At 65.7% G+C, this 15,578-nt stretch carries 17 protein-coding genes; 10 read left to right on the top strand and 7 right to left on the bottom strand.

All coding sequences use genetic code 11. The annotated features are described in order from the left end of the window. Positions 1–120: 120 nt before the first annotated feature. Positions 121–2,922 (bottom strand): DNA polymerase I, encoded by a 2,802-nt coding sequence (gene polA / locus IB234_RS02525; protein ID WP_192313338.1) that lies wholly within the window; start codon positions 2,920–2,922, stop codon positions 121–123. Between the two features lie 74 nt (positions 2,923–2,996). Here polA and IB234_RS02520 point away from each other — a divergent pair, with 74 nt between their 5' ends. Continuing rightward, complete coding sequence (locus IB234_RS02520; protein WP_192313336.1) at positions 2,997–3,281, top strand: DUF2782 domain-containing protein; 285 nt, start codon at positions 2,997–2,999, stop codon at positions 3,279–3,281. A 6-nt stretch (positions 3,282–3,287) separates the two neighbouring features. Continuing rightward, positions 3,288–4,238 carry a homoserine kinase gene (locus tag IB234_RS02515; RefSeq protein WP_192313333.1) on the top strand — a complete coding sequence of 317 codons (951 nt, stop codon included), beginning with the start codon at positions 3,288–3,290 and terminating at the stop codon, positions 4,236–4,238. Here the strand turns inward: IB234_RS02515 and IB234_RS02510 are convergent. Together IB234_RS02510 and IB234_RS02505 are read right to left on the bottom strand one after the other, a co-directional pair. Next, positions 4,221–4,559 carry a hypothetical protein gene (locus IB234_RS02510; protein ID WP_192313331.1) on the bottom strand — a complete coding sequence of 113 codons (339 nt, stop codon included), beginning with the start codon at positions 4,557–4,559 and terminating at the stop codon, positions 4,221–4,223. The two genes, IB234_RS02515 and IB234_RS02510, sit on opposite strands and share 18 nt — an antisense overlap. A 9-nt stretch (positions 4,560–4,568) precedes the next feature. Next, positions 4,569–5,480, bottom strand: coding sequence for a zinc ABC transporter substrate-binding protein (locus IB234_RS02505; RefSeq protein ID WP_192313328.1), 912 nt, complete (start codon positions 5,478–5,480; stop codon positions 4,569–4,571). A 63-nt stretch (positions 5,481–5,543) separates the two neighbouring features. Here IB234_RS02505 and IB234_RS02500 point away from each other — a divergent pair, with 63 nt between their 5' ends. The 7 genes from IB234_RS02500 (at position 5,544) to IB234_RS02470 (ending at position 11,420) form a co-directional block, all read left to right on the top strand. After that, entirely contained in the window at positions 5,544–6,041 is a 498-nt protein-coding gene (locus IB234_RS02500) for a Fur family transcriptional regulator (RefSeq protein WP_192313325.1), read from the top strand. Next, positions 6,041–6,832 (top strand): zinc ABC transporter ATP-binding protein ZnuC, encoded by a 792-nt coding sequence (gene znuC / locus IB234_RS02495; protein WP_192313322.1) that lies wholly within the window; start codon positions 6,041–6,043, stop codon positions 6,830–6,832. Before IB234_RS02500 ends, znuC begins: the two co-directional genes overlap by 1 nt. Next, entirely contained in the window at positions 6,832–7,620 is a 789-nt protein-coding gene (gene znuB / locus IB234_RS02490; RefSeq protein WP_192313320.1) for a zinc ABC transporter permease subunit ZnuB, read from the top strand. Before znuC ends, znuB begins: the two co-directional genes overlap by 1 nt. Positions 7,621–7,673: 53 nt before the next feature. Then, positions 7,674–8,678 carry a hypothetical protein gene (locus IB234_RS02485; RefSeq protein WP_192313317.1) on the top strand — a complete coding sequence of 335 codons (1,005 nt, stop codon included), beginning with the start codon at positions 7,674–7,676 and terminating at the stop codon, positions 8,676–8,678. Between the two features lie 210 nt (positions 8,679–8,888). Then, complete coding sequence (locus tag IB234_RS02480) at positions 8,889–9,896, top strand: methionine ABC transporter ATP-binding protein (RefSeq protein WP_192313314.1); 1,008 nt, start codon at positions 8,889–8,891, stop codon at positions 9,894–9,896. Next, complete coding sequence (locus IB234_RS02475) at positions 9,896–10,564, top strand: methionine ABC transporter permease (RefSeq protein WP_192313311.1); 669 nt, start codon at positions 9,896–9,898, stop codon at positions 10,562–10,564. The genes IB234_RS02480 and IB234_RS02475 overlap by 1 nt, the downstream gene beginning before the upstream one ends. A gap of 76 nt (positions 10,565–10,640) precedes the next feature. Beyond that, entirely contained in the window at positions 10,641–11,420 is a 780-nt protein-coding gene (locus IB234_RS02470) for a MetQ/NlpA family ABC transporter substrate-binding protein (protein WP_192313309.1), read from the top strand. 48 nt (positions 11,421–11,468) lie between these two features. Here IB234_RS02470 and IB234_RS02465 read toward each other — a convergent pair whose 3' ends face one another. Continuing rightward, entirely contained in the window at positions 11,469–12,329 is an 861-nt protein-coding gene (locus IB234_RS02465) for a LysR family transcriptional regulator (protein ID WP_192313306.1), read from the bottom strand. Positions 12,330–12,437: 108 nt separating this feature from the next. Between IB234_RS02465 and IB234_RS02460 the strand changes: the two genes are divergently transcribed. Continuing rightward, positions 12,438–12,863: a VOC family protein gene (locus IB234_RS02460; protein WP_192313302.1), complete on the top strand. Its 426-nt coding sequence runs from the start codon at positions 12,438–12,440 to the stop codon at positions 12,861–12,863. Positions 12,864–12,869: 6 nt separating this feature from the next. Here the strand turns inward: IB234_RS02460 and IB234_RS02455 are convergent, their stop codons facing one another. From IB234_RS02455 to IB234_RS02445, 3 genes are read right to left on the bottom strand one after another with little or no spacing between them, the layout of a single operon-like run. Beyond that, positions 12,870–13,505, bottom strand: coding sequence for an SCO family protein (locus IB234_RS02455; protein ID WP_192313299.1), 636 nt, complete (start codon positions 13,503–13,505; stop codon positions 12,870–12,872). A gap of 57 nt (positions 13,506–13,562) precedes the next feature. Further along, entirely contained in the window at positions 13,563–14,462 is a 900-nt protein-coding gene (cyoE, locus tag IB234_RS02450; RefSeq protein ID WP_192313295.1) for a heme o synthase, read from the bottom strand. Between the two features lie 15 nt (positions 14,463–14,477). Further along, positions 14,478–15,536 carry a COX15/CtaA family protein gene (locus tag IB234_RS02445; protein WP_192313292.1) on the bottom strand — a complete coding sequence of 353 codons (1,059 nt, stop codon included), beginning with the start codon at positions 15,534–15,536 and terminating at the stop codon, positions 14,478–14,480. Between the last annotated feature and the right edge of the window lie 42 nt (positions 15,537–15,578).

Genomic DNA, 15,578 nt, shown 5'->3' with positions numbered 1-15,578 from the left:
TCGTGTTCTCTGACCGGCCGATTTGGCTGTTAGTTCAGTTTTTTTTAAATCGCATTGCCATAAGCGAATAACTGGACAGCTAAAAACGGCATAAGCCATGCGACCTTATGCCGCGGGTTATCAGTGCGCCTCATCCCAGTTGTCACCCACCCCGGCTTCCACCACCAGCGGTACGTCCAGTTCGGCGGCGCCACTCATCAATGGCAGCAGACCAGCCCTGAGCGCGTCGACCTGATCCTCGCGTACCTCCAGCACCAGTTCGTCGTGTACCTGCAGGATGACTTTCGCATCCAGCCCGGACTGCGGCAGCCACTGGTCCACGGCGACCATCGCGCGCTTCATGATGTCCGCCGCCGTGCCCTGCATCGGCGCGTTGATCGCCGTGCGCTCGGCGCCCTTGCGCAGGGACGGATTCTTCGCGTGGATATCCGGCAGGTACAGGCGGCGGCCGAACAGGGTCTCGACGTAGCCCTGCTGGGTGGCCTGCTCGCGGGTGCGCTCCATGTAGGCAAGTACGCCGGGATAGCGGGCGAAGTAACGGTCGATGTAGGCCTGGGACTGCTTGCGGTCGACGCCGATCTGCTTGGCCAGTCCGAAGGCACTCATGCCGTAGATCAGGCCGAAGTTGATCGCTTTGGCGCTGCGGCGCTGATCGTTGCTCACTTCTTCCAGCGCCACGCCGAACACTTCCGCGGCAGTAGCGCGGTGCACGTCGCGGTCGTGGCGGAAGGCGTCCAGCAGCCCTTCGTCCTTGGCCAAGTGGGCCATGATGCGCAGCTCGATCTGTGAGTAGTCCGCTGACATCAGCTTGTAGCCCTTGGGCGCGATAAAGGCCTGACGAATGCGCCGGCCCTCGGCGGTACGGATCGGGATGTTCTGCAGGTTCGGGTCTGTCGACGACAGCCGTCCGGTAGCCGCCACCGCCTGGTGATAGCTGGTGTGGATGCGCCCGGTGCGCGGGTTGATCTGCTCTGGCAGGCGGTCGGTATAGGTGCTCTTCAGCTTGCTCAGCGAGCGGTACTGCATGATCACCTTGGGCAGCGCGTAGTCCTGCTCGGCCAACTCGGCGAGCACCGCCTCGGCGGTGGAGGGCTGGCCGGTAGAGGTCTTGCTCAGTACCGGCAGGCCGAGTTTTTCGTAGAGGATGGCACCGAGCTGCTTGGGCGAACCGAGGTTGAACTCCTGCTCGGCGATGGCATAAGCCTCGCGCTCCAGGCCGACCATCTTCTCGCCCAGTTCCAGGCTCTGCTGGCCAAGCAATTTGGCGTCGACCAGCGCCCCCTGGCGCTCGATGCGCGCCAGCACCGGTACCAGCGGCATTTCGATTTCCTTGAGTACCTTGACCAGCGCCGGCGTGGCCGAGAGTTTGGCCCACAAGGTCTGGTGCAGACGCAGGGTCACGTCGGCGTCTTCGGCGGCGTAGGGGCCGGCCTGTTCGATGGCGATCTGGTCGAAGGTCAGCTGCTTGGCACCCTTGCCGGCGATGTCCTCGAAACGGATGGTGCTGTGGTCGAGGTACTTCATGGCCAGGCTATCCATGTCGTGGCGCGTGGCGGTGGAATCCAGAACGTAGGACTCGAGCATGGTGTCGAAGGCCAGGCCCTGCACGGCAATGGGCGTGGTGGCATTGGCCAGCACGTTCATATCGTACTTGCCGTGCTGGCCGACCTTGGCCTTGGCCGGGTCTTCGAGAATCGGCTTGAGCGCACGCAGCACCGCGTCGCGGTCGAGCTGCTGGGGCACGCCCATGTAGGAGTGGGCCAGCGGTACATAAGCCGCCTCGCCGGCGGTGACGGCGAACGACACGCCAACCACCTGGGCCTGCTGCGGGTCGAGGCTGGTGGTCTCTGTGTCGAAGGCAATCAGTTCGGCCTGCTCCAGCTTCTTCAGCCAAGCCTCGAACTGCGCCTGCTCCAGCACGGTTTCGTAGCGTGAATCGCTGCTGGCAGCCTGCTGTTCTACCTCGACCGACGCGGCCGGCTCGTCGAACAGACCGCCCGTGTGCGCAGCCGGTGCTGGTTTGGCCGCCGGTTTGCTCTTCGGCTGGCTGCGTTGCAGCTCATCCAGCCAGCCTCTGAATTCCAGCTCGGTATAGAGTGTCACCAGCGCCTCGCGATCCGGTTCGCCCGGATGCAGGGACTCGATCGCGATATCCAGCGGCACATCGAGCTTGATGGTCGCCAGCTGGTACGACAGGTAGGCCATCTCCTTGTGCTCGACGAGCTTGGCCGGCAGGGTCTTGGCACCGCGGATCGGCAGTTCCGGCACCTTGTCGAGGTTGGCGTAGAGCACATCGAGGCCGCCGCCGACACCGACCAGCAGGCCCAGTGCGGTCTTCTCGCCCACCCCCGGCACACCGGGAATGTTGTCGACCTTGTCGCCCATCAGGGCCAGGTAGTCGATGATCAGCTCGGGGCCAACGCCGAACTTGGCCTTCACCCCCTCGATGTCGTAGACGCTGCCGGTCATGGTGTTGACCAGGGTGACGTGCGGGCAGACCAGCTGGGCCATGTCCTTGTCACCGGTGGAGATCACCACGTCGCGCCCCTCGGCCGCGCACTGGCGGGCCAAAGTGCCGATCACATCGTCGGCCTCCACGCCTTCCACGCACAGCAGCGGATAACCGAGGGCGCGCACGCTGGCGTGCAGCGGCTCGACCTGGCCGCGCAGCTCATCGGGCATCGGCGGGCGGTTGGCCTTGTACTCGGCGAAGATCTCGTCGCGAAAGGTGCCGCCCTTGGCGTCGAATACCACCGCGAACGGGCTGTCCGGGTACTGCTTGCGCAGGCTCTTGAGCATGTTCAGCACGCCCTTCACCGCGCCGGTCTGCAGGCCCTTGGAGGTGGCCAGCGGCGGCAGAGCGTGGAAGGCGCGGTACAGGTAGGAGGAGCCGTCGACCAGGACGAGAGGGGCATTGGACATTCGCAAGATCAACCTTTTGCCGGGGGCGAGCGCTAGAATGGCCTCACCAACCTGAAGAAAGGGACAAGGTTATCATGCGCATGCTTACCCGCCTGACTCTGGCCGTCTTGCTGACCGCCAGCCCGATGCTTGCCATGGCCGAGGAAGCGGTCACCGGTGACCCAGACGTGACCATCCGCCAGGATGGCGACAAGACCATCACCGAATACCGGCAGAACGGCTTCCTCTACGCCATCAAGGTCACGCCGAAGAATGGCAAGCCGTACTTCCTGGTACGTGCCGACGGCAGCGAAGGCAACTTCGTGCGCTCCGACCAACCGGACATGCTGATTCCCGCCTGGGAAATCTTCAGCTGGTAACGCCCCATGTCGGTCTTCACGCCCCTCGAACGCCATGAACTGGAAGCCTTCCTCGCCCCCTACGGCCTCGGCCGCTTGAAGGATTTCCAGGGCATTGCCGCCGGCACCGAGAACAGCAACTTCTTCGTCAGCCTGGAAGGCGGCGAGTTCGTGCTGACCCTGGTGGAGCGCGGCCCGCGGGCCGACATGCCGTTCTTCATCGGCCTGCTTGAACGCCTGCACCAGGCCGGCCTGCCAGTGCCCTACGCGGTACTGACACAGAGCGGCGAGGCCCTGCGTGAACTGGCCGAGAAGCCGGCCATCCTGCAGCCGCGCCTGGCCGGCAAGCATGTCAGCCAGCCCAACGCGCACCACTGCGCGGAGGTCGGCACCTGGCTGGCACGTCTGCACCTGGCGACCCGCGACAACATCCTGGAACGGCGCAGCGACCGCGGCCTCGACTGGATGCTGGAAGAAGGCCCGGTACTGGCCCTGGAGCTGCACGACGAGCAGCTGCCGCTGCTGCGCGACAGCCTGCACGAAGTAGGCGAACTGAAGGCACGCATCCTCGCTCTGCCACGGGCTAACCTGCATGCCGACCTGTTCCGCGACAACGCGCTGTTCGACGGCAACCAGCTGGCCGGAGTGATCGACTTCTACAACGCCTGCTCGGGGCCGATGCTCTACGACCTGGCGATCACCCTCAACGACTGGTGCTCGCAGGCCGACGACGCTCTGGACCTGGCCCGCGGCCGCGCGCTGCTCGGCGCCTATGCCGCACTGCGCCCGTTCACCCGTGCCGAGGCCGAGCTGTGGCCGGCCATGCTGCGCATCGCCTGCCTGCGTTTCTGGCTGTCACGGCTGATCGCCGCCCGCCGCTTCCAGGGACGCGATGTGCTGGTCAAGGACCCGGCCGAGTTCCAGCGCCGCCTGGCCAGGCGCCAGCAAGTCGCGCTGCCGCTACCTTTCGCCCTCTGAGACCGGCTGCAGGTTGTAGAGCCAGCGCTCGTTCCGACCATTATCCACCGGCTGCAGCCGCGCGAACTCGCTCTTGTCGATCAGCAGTTCCAGCTGCGCCTGGGCGTTGTACTCGCAGAAGCGCAGACGCAGACGAGTGCCAGCCGGCAATTGCAGACCACCGCCATCGTGCAAAGCCACATCGGTGCGGTAGTCGCGGAAATCACCGGGGCACAGGATGTCCTGCAACCCGGCCTGCCAGCGCGCGGCCTGATAACCCACCAGAGCACTGACGCCCATCATCACCAGCATCGCCGCCGGCCAGCGCCATCCTTTGCGCATGCTCATTCCTCAGAGGTTTTCCAGGCAGCCGGCCAGGCCGCTGCCCAGATCCGTCAGTAGCTGTTCGTAACTTGCGGCCTTGGCGCCCAGCGCATCCAGCTCGGCCAGCTTCACCGGCAGGCCGGCGGACAGGGTATCCGCCAAGCGCGGGCGCAGTGGCGGCTCGCTGAACACGCAGGATGGCCCGGCCGCCTTAAGTCGTTCGCGCATTGCCGCCACATGGCGCGCACCCGGCTGCACCTCGCTGGCGGTGGTGAATACGCCGGTATGTTGCAGACCGTAGGCAGCCTCGAAGTAGTCGAAGGCCTGGTGGAAGACGAAGAAGGGCTTGCTGGCCAGTGGCGCCAGGCGGGCCTTGGTCGCCGCATCGGCCGCGGACAGACGCTGCTCGAAGGCCTGCAGATTGGCCTGGTAGCGCGCGGCGTTGGCCGGATCGGCGGCAGACAGGTCGGCCGCCATCTTCGCCGCGATCACCCGGGCGTTGTCCGGCAGCAACCAGAGATGGGCATCCAGACTGCCGGGACGGTGCTCGTGGTCATGCTCGTCCGCGCCATGTTCGGCGTGATGCTGATGCTCGTCTGTGCCCTCGCCGAAATGGCGCAGGGTCAGGCCGGGCAGAGACTGCACGGCCACACTCGGCTGCTCGCGGCCACTCAGCACCCGCGGCAGGAAGGTTTCCATGTCCGGCCCGATCCAGTACAGCAGGTCGGCGCTCTGCACCCGTCGCACATCGGAAGGACGCAGGGCGAAGTGGTGCGGCGAGGCGCCGGGCGGCAGCAGCACCTCGGGCTGGCCGAGATCGCCCTGCACCGCGGAGGCGATCAATTGCAGCGGCTTGATGCTGGTCAGCACGCGCACTTCGGCGGCCTGCACGGCGAAACTGGAGAGGAAAAGGGCGATAAAAGCAGCGAAACGGAACACGACGGCAAGACTCGCGGGATAAAAGAGTAATAGAATAACGTCTCTTCATCCGGACGTCTCGCCATGTTCAAGCCCGTCATCGGCAACACTCCGCTGGCCTGCCTGCCACACGACCATTCGCGCTGCGTGGCCGAAGCTCTGGCCGAGGCCGAGGTGCTGTGCGCCAGGCAGGGCACGCGCCTGACCGCGCTGCGCAAGCGCGTGCTGGAGCTGGTCTGGGCCAGCCACAAGCCACTGGGCGCCTACGATATTCTCGGCGTGCTCAGCGACGAAGATGGCCGCCGCGCCGCGCCGCCCACCGTGTATCGCGCCCTGGATTTCCTCCTGGAGAACGGGCTGGTGCACCGGATCGCCTCGCTCAATGCCTTCATCGGCTGCATACACCCGGGCGAGTTGCACCAGGGTCAGTTCCTCATCTGTCGCACCTGTCATACCGCCATCGAGCTTGAACAGGATTCGATCAGCCAGGCCATCGTCGACGGTGCCGCCCAAGTGGGCTTTGCCGTGGAGAGCCAGACCGTCGAAGTGGTCGGCCTCTGCTCCGGCTGCCAGGCCTCGTGATGAGTGATGCGCTGATCTGCCTAGACGGCGTTGGAGTCGGCTTCGCCGGCCAGGCGGTACTGCAGGATGTGCAGCTGACCGTACACTCCGGCGAAATCGTCACCCTGATCGGCCCCAACGGTGCCGGCAAGACCACCCTGGTGCGCACCGTGCTCGGCCTGCTCAATCCCGACCGCGGAAGCGTGCAGCGCAAGCCGCGCCTGCGCGTCGGCTACATGCCGCAGAAGCTGCACGTGGAGCCGACCCTGCCGCTGTCGGTGCTGCGCTTCCTGCGTCTGGTGCCGGGCGTGGACCGTGCCGCCGCCATGGCTGCGCTGGCCGAAGTGGGCGCCGAGCAAGTGCTCGACAGCCCCCTGCAGAGCATCTCCGGCGGCGAGCTGCAGCGCGTACTGCTGGCTCGCGCCCTGCTGCGCGAGCCGGAACTGCTGGTGCTCGACGAGCCCGTGCAGGGCGTCGACGTGGCCGGCCAGGCCGAGCTGTATCGCCTGATAACACGTCTGCGTGATCGTCATGGTTGCGGCGTGCTGATGGTGTCGCACGACTTGCACCTGGTGATGAGCACTACCGACCAGGTCGTCTGCCTCAATCGTCATGTGTGCTGCTCTGGCCACCCGGAGCAGGTCAGCAACGATCCGGCCTTCGTCGAGATGTTCGGCCAGGATGCCAAGAGCCTGGCCATCTACCACCACCACCACGACCACAGCCACGACCTGCACGGCGCCGTGGTCGAGGCGCCCGGCCTGACCATTCATGGTCCGGCACACGTCCATGGTCCAGGTTGCCGTCACTGATGCCCGATTTCCTCTTCAATGCTCTGCTCGCCGGCCTGGCTCTGGCGCTGGTGGCTGGCCCGCTCGGTTCCTTCGTGGTCTGGCGGCGCATGGCCTATTTCGGCGATACCCTGTCGCATGCCGCCCTGCTCGGCGTAGCACTGGGCTTCCTGCTCGACCTCAGCCCGACCCTGGCGGTGACCGCCGGTTGCCTGCTGTTGGCCGTGCTGCTGGTGACGCTGCAGCAACGCCAGGCCCTGGCATCGGACACTTTGCTGGGCATCCTGGCGCCGACCACCCTGTCGCTGGGGCTGGTGGTACTGAGCTTCATGGACGAGGTGCGCATCGACCTGATGGGCTACCTGTTCGGCGACCTGCTGGCCGTCGGTACCACCGACCTGGCCTGGATTCTCGGCGGCTGTGCCCTGGTCCTGGCGCTGCTGCTGCCGTTGTGGCGGCGCCTGCTGGCGATCACCGTGCACGAGGAGCTGGCGCGGGTCGAAGGCCTGCCTGTGGGAGCCCTGCGCCTGGCGCTGATGCTGCTGATCGCGGTGGTCATCGCGGTGGCCATGAAGATAGTCGGGGTACTGCTGATCACCTCGCTGCTGATCATTCCGGCCGCCGCCGCCCAGCGGCATGCACGCACCCCGGAACAGATGGCGATCGGCGCCAGTCTGCTCGGCATGCTCGCGGTAGCCGCAGGCTTGAGCCTTTCCTGGTTCCAAGACACGCCAGCCGGGCCTTCTATCGTGGTATCAGCGGCAGCAATTTTCCTCATAGGCTTTGCTCTGCCTCGTCGGGCTCGTTAGCATTGGGCGTTTTTTGCCCAATCCAAAACGCTTCGAAACCAACGGGTCATATGATGAACAAGGGAAGCTGTCGCTATCTCGTCGCGCTCGCTCTCGGCCTGCTGCTGGGTAATGCCCATGCGGAGTACTGGACCGTCGATGAACTGGTGAAGGGCTTCAACCAGGTATCAACCCAGATTGCTCGCGGCGAGCTGCAAGCTGCCGAAACCGGGCTGGATGCCCTGCGCCAGCGCACCGCCAGCAATGATGTGCGCATTGGTCAATACCAGCGGGAGCTGGCCAGTGCCTACCTGCAGCAGAGCCGCCAGCAATTGCAGGCCGGCAATACTGTCGCGGCCAACGCCAGTCTGGCCCAGGGTGAGCGTCATTTGGGAGCGGCCTCTCCGGCACTCAAGCAGCAATACGAGAAAACCCTGGCTGCCAGCGGCACTGCGCCAGCCACCAAGCAGATTCAGGTCGCGACCCCGCCGGTGCAACCGTCTGTTGCAGCTAAGCCGGCGACTCCGGTTGCCCCTGCCGCTCCCGCCGCTGCAAGCACCGAGACTCGCCGCGACGACGTAGAACGGCGTCTGCGCGAGGCTGAGGCAACCATCGCCAAAAAGGAAGCCGAGCGTATTCGCCAACAGCAGCTGGCTGAAGAAAAGGCCGTGGCCGAACGCGAAGCTGCCGAGAAGGCAGCCGCCTCACAGGCCAAGCCGACAGTCGCTCCGGCAGTCAAAGTCGAGGTGCCTGCGCCGGTCATCGCAGCCGCTCCGCGGGCCCTGTTGATCGACCCGATGGCCGCCAGCAGCAGCGTGGCCATGCCGATGCTCGATGCCAATGACCGTGACAGCCTGCGTGATCTTCTGGATCAGGTTGCTGCCGATGTGGTGGCCTTCGATTGTGCGGTGCGCCTGGAGTTGCGCGAGGCCAAGGACTATCCCTTCGTGGCGGCCCTGCTTTCGGCGCGGATCAAGAAGCTTGCCCCGGGTTTCACGCCGCAGTATTCGCAAGTGCTGAAACCGGATCAGGAGCCGCGCCTGGTGCTCAGCCCCCAGGTGAAGGCCGATCGCAGCTAGCGCTCTACAGAGCGCGGGCTCTTGTAGCGATAGGCTGCACTCTGACTGCTTTGTTATGTCATTCCGGATGCAATTCAGGCCAAATAAGAATAAGAGCGTATAAACAAAACGGCTAAAATGCGCGCCTTTCGGCTAACCGCCTAGGCTAGAGGGAATCGTCGCCCCCACCGGATGCGACCATTGCTCCCACGTACCCACAAGGTTCGCTCCGTGATCGAGTTTCACCACGTCAACAAGACCTATCGGGTCTCCGGGCGGGATGTTCCCGCCCTGCAGTCCACCGACCTGCGCATCGAGCAGGGCCAGGTCTTCGGCCTGATCGGCCATTCCGGCGCCGGCAAGAGCACCCTGCTGCGCCTGATCAACCGCCTGGAAGAGCCCAGCGCCGGACGCATCGTCATCGATGGCGTCGACGTCACCGCTCTCGGTGCCGACGGCCTGCGCCGCTTCCGCCGCAAGGTCGGGATGATCTTCCAGCACTTCAACCTGCTCTCCTCCAAGACCGTGGCGGCCAACGTGGCCATGCCGCTGGAGCTGGCTGGCGAGCTGGGCCGTAGCGAGATCAATCAGCGCGTCACCGAGTTGCTGGCCCGCGTCGGCCTCACCGAGCATGCCGACAAGTACCCGGCCCAGCTGTCCGGCGGCCAGAAGCAGCGCGTCGGTATCGCCCGCGCCCTGGCCACCCGGCCGAAGATCCTGCTCTGCGACGAAGCCACCAGCGCTCTCGACCCGCAGACCACCGCCCAGGTCCTGCAACTGCTGGCCGAGATCAACCGCGAGCTGGGCCTGACCATCGTCCTCATCACCCACGAGATGGACGTGATCCGCCGAGTCTGCGACCAGGTGGCGGTGATGGACGGCGGGCGCATCGTCGAACAGGGCCCGGTGGCTCAGGTGTTCCTCCACCCGCAGCACGAGACCACGCGCCGCTTCGTGCTGGAAGACGAGCAGGTCGACGAGAGCGAACAGCGCGACGACTTCGCCCATGTCGACGGCCGCATCCTGCGCCTGACCTTCCAGGGCGAGGCCACCTATGCGCCGCTGCTCGGCACCGTGGCCCGCGAGACCGGGGTCGACTACAGCATCCTCGCCGGGCGCATCGACCGCATCAAGGACACCCCCTACGGCCAGCTGACCCTGGCCCTGACCGGCGGCGACATCGACGCCGCGCTGGTGCGCTTCCAGGCCGCCGACGTGCACCTGGAGGTACTGCGCTGATGTTCGAGCAACTGCTACCCAACGTCGACTGGCAGGAAATCGGCTACGCCAGCCTCGACACCCTCAACATGCTCGGCGGTGCCACCCTGTTCACCGTGCTGCTCGGCCTGCCGCTCGGCGTGCTGCTGTTCCTCACCGGCCCGCGGCAGATGTTCGAGCAGCGCGCGCTGTACGCCGTGCTGTCGCTGGTGGTCAACGTGCTGCGCTCAGTGCCGTTCGTGATCCTGCTGATCCTGATGATCCCGCTGACCGTGCTGATCACCGGCACTTCGCTGGGCGTCGCCGGCGCCATCCCGCCGCTGGTGGTGGGCGCCACGCCGTTCTTCGCCCGCCTGGTGGAAACCGCGCTGCGCGAAGTCGACCGCGGCATCATCGAGGCGACCCAGGCGATGGGCGCCAGCACCCTGCAGATCATCTTCCGCGCCCTGCTGCCGGAAGCACTGCCGGGGCTGATCGCGGCCACCACCGTGACCGCCATTACCTTGGTCTCCTACACCGCGATGAGCGGCCTGATTGGCGGTGGCGGTCTCGGCGACCTGGCCGTGCGTTATGGCTACCAGCGCTACCAGCCGGACGTGATGGCGGTGACCGTCATCCTCCTGCTGATCCTGGTGCAGGTCCTGCAGATGGTCGGCGACAAGCTGGTCATTCACTTCTCGCGCAAGTAACGAATTCGCAACACCTAGAACAGCGGGCGACCGGCCACCCGTCGGACCCCGCGCCATATCCCACAAGGAGCTGAACATGAAAAAACTGCTGACTGCCCTGGCCGCCGCTGCGGCCCTCACCTCCGCCGCCGCCCACGCTGGCGAGATCAGCGTCGCGGCCACCGCCGTGCCGCACGCGGAGCTCCTCGAATTCGTCAAACCGGCCCTGGCCAAAGAGGGCGTTGAGCTGAAGATCAAGGTCTTCACCGACTACGTGCAGCCGAACGTACAGGTTGCCGAAGGTCGCCTGGACGCCAACTTCTTCCAGCACCAGCCGTACCTGGACGAGTTCAACTCCACCCGTGGCACCCAACTGGTGAGCATCGCCGGCGTACACGTCGAGCCCTTCGGCGCCTACTCCAGCAAGATCAAGAACCTCGCCGACCTGCCGCAAGGCGCCCAGGTCGTGATCCCCAACGACGCCACCAACGGCGGCCGTGCCCTGCTGCTGCTGCAGAAGGCTGGCGTGATCAAGCTGAAGGACGGCGCCGGCATCACCGCCACCGTCAAGGACATCGCCGAGAACCCGAAGGCGATCAAGGTGCGTGAACTGGAAGCGGCCACCCTGCCGCGCGTGCTGGCCCAGGTCGACCTGGCCCTGATCAACACCAACTACGCCCTGGAAGCCGGCCTCAATCCGACCAAGGACGCTCTGGTGATCGAAGGTTCCGACTCGCCGTACGTCAACATCCTGGTGACCACCAGCGAGAAGAAGGACAACGCCGACCTGCAGAAGCTGGCCAAGGCCCTGCACACCCCGGAAGTGAAGCAATTCATCGCCGACAAGTACAAAGGTGCCGTGGTGCCGGCGTTCTGATCACCGCCGCCTGACGCTCTCGAAGAAGCCCGCCGCGTGCGGGCTTTTTCATGCCTGCGCGCCGAGGTACTGCAGCAGGCAATCCAGGGCCGGCTGGCGCTGAGCGCGGCGCAGCAGCGCGACTAGCTCGCGGTGGAAGGTCAACTCACCCAGCTCGATCACCCGCACCCGCGCGCCGTGCTCGCGCCACAGTCCGGCCAGCGGGATCAGCGACACCCCCAGCCCGGCCTCGACCATGCGTACGATGGCGTCCAGTTCGTCCAGCTCCATAGCCTCGTTCACCTGCAGTTGCTGCTCGTGCAGGAAGCGGCTGACCTGGCGGCCACCGAAGGAGCTGCGGTCGTAACGCACGAACGGCTGGCTGGCGAGCAGCTGCAGCGGATCGTCACCCGGCAGTGCCTCGGGCACGATCAGCACGAAGGGCTCGCGGGCCAACGGCAACTGCTGCAGGTCCTTGGGTAGCTCGAACGGCGGCCTGATCAGCAGCGCCAGGTCCAGCTCGCCGGCATCCAGCCGGCTGAGCAGGTCGAGAGACACGCCCGGCACAAGCTTCAGCTCGACATGTGGCGCCAACTGGCGAAAACGCGGCAGCGCCTGCGGCAGCAGGCCGGTCTGCACACTGGTGATGGCGCCCAGGCGCAGCTCGCCACGCCACTCGCCGGCCGCCTCGGGGCGGCCCATCTCGGCGAACAGCGCGAGCATCTGCTCGGCCAACGGCAAGGCATGGCGGCCGGCGGCATTCAGCTCGGCGCTACGCCCACTACGGTCGAACAGGCGCTGGCCGAGGGCCTGCTCCAGATTGCGCATCTGCGCGCTGACCGCCGATTGGGTCAGGCCGACACGCTGGCCGGCGGCGGCGAAAGTGCCATGCCGGGCCACCGCGACGAAGGTCTTCAGCTCACGCAGCATCTCGCCCTCCATTGATCGAAATTCTTCGCGCTCGCGAGCAAGAATATTCGCTTTTAATGGATTTTATTGAGGCTAAGGTGGACGAAAAATCATGATGAGGACCGCCCCATGAGCATCGCCCCCTTCCACCTGGCCATTCCAGTCCATGACCTGGGCGCCGCCCGGCATTTCTACGGCGAGGTGTTTGGCTGCGCCGAGGGCCGCAGCAGCGAGCACTGGGTGGACTTCGATTTCTTCGGCCACCAACTGGTGATCCACGAGGCGCCGAAGATGGCGTATCAGGAAGCCGCCCACAGCAACCCGGTGGATGGCCACGACGTGCCAGTGCCGCATTTCGGCGTGGTGCTGGGTTGGCAGGACTGGGAGATGCTGGCCGCGCGCCTGCGTGCACATGGCACGGCGTTCGTGATCGAACCCTATGTGCGCTTCAAGGGCCAGGTTGGCGAGCAGGCCACCCTGTTCCTGCTCGACCCGTGCGGCAACGCCCTGGAGTTCAAGGCGTTCAAGGACATCGGCCAGCTGTTCGCCAAGTGAGGGGGATCAGCTCGACTTGAGCAGGCCCGGCAGCTGGGTGGCCAGCTTGTCGTTGTTCACTGGCGCGCGGATAAAACCACGCTGGGTGCCATCTGGCCCGATGATCACCAGGTTGCCGCTGTGATCGACGGTGTAGTTTTCCTTGCTGGTATCGGCCGGAATGAAGGGAATGCTCACCGCGCTGGCCAGTTTCTGGATGTCTTCCTGCTTGCCGGTCAGGCCTTGGAAGCCGGGATCGAAGTAGGCCAGGTATTTCTTCAACTGCTCCGGGGTGTCACGGTGCGGGTCCACCGTCACCAGGACTATGCGCAACTTGTCCTTGGCTTCGGCGGGCAGCATGCCCTGTAGTTGGCGCATCTGCGCCAGGGTGGCCGGGCAGATATCCGGGCAGAAGGTGTAGCCGAAGAACAGCAGGCTCCACTTGTCCTTCATCTCATCGGCCTTCAGCGTCTGGCCGTTCTGATCGATCAGGGATAGCGCCGGCAGGCTGCGGCTTTGCGGCAACAGGACGATGCCGGCGTCGAGCAGCGCCACCTTGTCCGTGCCATCGCCCTTGCTGTTGAGCACCTTGTTGACGGTAAGGCCCAGCACCAGGGCGACGAAGGCGGCGAGAACGATGACGGTCTTCTGGGTACGGCTCATGAAGTCTCTCTTCGGGTCGAGGTTCGGTCGCATGCAGGGCGACCGAACACCCAGGGCTCACAGGTTGAGCAGCAGGTAATGGTCGGCCAGCAGGGCGATGAACAGCAGGAACAGGTACCAGATACTGTACTTGAAGGTGTTGATCGCCGCGTGCGGTCGGCTGTCACGGTACAGCACCCAGGCCCAGAACATGAAGCGCCCGCCGAGCACCAGCGCAGCGGCGAGATAGAGCGGTCCGCTCATGTGGATGGCGTAGGGCATCAGGGTCACGGCGAGCATCACCGCGGTGTACAGCAGGATGTGCACCTTGGTGTAGTGCTCGCCGTGGGTCACCGGCAGCATGGGGATATCGGCCTTGGCGTACTCCTCCTTGCGGTGGATGGCCAGGGCCCAGAAGTGCGGCGGCGTCCAGGCGAAGATGATCAGCACCAGCAGCAGCGGCTCGGCGCTGATATGCCCAGTTACCGCGACCCAGCCGAGCAGCGGCGGGGCTGCGCCGGCCAGGCCGCCAATCACGATGTTCTGCGGCGTGGCGCGCTTGAGGAAGCCGGTATAGAGCACCGCATATCCGAGCAAGGACGCCAAGGTCAGCCAGGCGGCCAGCTCGTTGGTGAAGGCCAGCAGCAGCGCCTGACCGGCCACCGCCAGGAACAGGGCGAAGCCCAGTGCCGCCGCTACCGATAGCCGCCCGGTGGTGACCGGACGTTTGTGGGTGCGCGCCATGATCGAGTCGATACGCCGGTCGACCACGTGGTTGACCGCCGCCGCCGCCCCGGCACACAGGCCGATGCCGAGGTTGCCGAACACCAGTACGGTCCAGGGCACGCCGGCGCGGGTGGCGAGGAACATGCCGACCAGCGAGGTGATCAGCATCAGCAACACCACCCGGGGCTTGGTCAGCTCCAGGTAGTCGCGCCAGCTGGCGGATTCGGAGTGAGCTCGCAGCGCAGTAGCCATGGCGTGTCTCCTTACTTATTTTCCAAGCGGGACGAGGCGGGCGTTGGCCAGATCGGCCTCCGCTCGGCCGGGCGCCGCCAGGGAAACCGCCCGCAGGCGATAGTTGATCAGGACCAGTACCAGCAGCAGCGCAGCGCCACCGGCGTTGTGCGCCACCGCCACCACCAGCGGCAGGTGCAGTAACACGTTGCTCACGCCCAGGCTGACCTGCACGGCCAGGGCCAGCAGTAACAAGCCGGCCAGGTGACCGAGGCCAGCAGCGCGCAGGCGCCAGGCCAGCAGCAGCAGGACCAGGCTGAGAGCCACGGCGCCGAGGCGGTGGGTCATATGGATGGCAGTGCGGGCATCGCTATCGAGCTGGCCTCCGAGGTAGTTGGGGCCGATGTGCTGGGTCAGGTGGAAGCCATTGGCGAAGTCCATCGCCGGCCACCATTCGCCGTGGCAGGTGGGCAGATCGACACAGGCCACCGCCGCGTAGTTGGAGCTGACCCATCCTCCCAGGGCGATCTGCCCCACAGCCAGACAGAGTGCTACGGCGGCGAGCAGTCGCAGACGCGCCGATAATCCCGCCAGCACCGGCAGCCGGCCGGATAGGCGCAAGGTCAGCAGGAACAGCAGCGCCAGGGTGGTAAAGCCACCGAGCAGGTGCGCGGTCACCACCTGAGGCCACAGCTGCAGCGTCACCGTCCACATGCCGAAAGCCGCCTGGGCGACCACGACGCCGAGCAGCAGCAGTGGCAGTTTCAGTGGCTGGCCGTCGCTGCCTCGACGCCGCAGGGCCTGCACGGCCAGACCGAGGATGACCAGGCCCAGGGTGCCGGCGAAGTAGCGATGGACCATCTCGTTCCAGCCCTTCTCCACCTCCACCGGCGCGTGGGGGAAGCGCGCCTCGGCCAGCGTCTGCTTGTGTTCGCTCATCGGCACGCCGATGAAGCCATAGCAGCCAGGCCAGTCCGGGCAACCGAGCCCGGCGTGGGTCAGCCGGGTATAGGCGCCGAGCAATACCACCAGCACCGTCAGCAGCGTGGCAAACAGGGCCAGGCGGTAGCCGGGCAGGGTCTTGCGTTCACTCATCCGGGGCCTCTCTTAATGTTATGGGCCGGCAGTGCGAGCCGA

Origin of the sequence: Pseudomonas sp. PDM16, from assembly GCF_014851865.1 — a bacterium.
GTDB lineage: Bacteria > Pseudomonadota > Gammaproteobacteria > Pseudomonadales > Pseudomonadaceae > Aquipseudomonas.
Note: the sequence above shows the minus strand (reverse complement) of the source record. Positions and strands in the feature narration are given on the sequence as shown.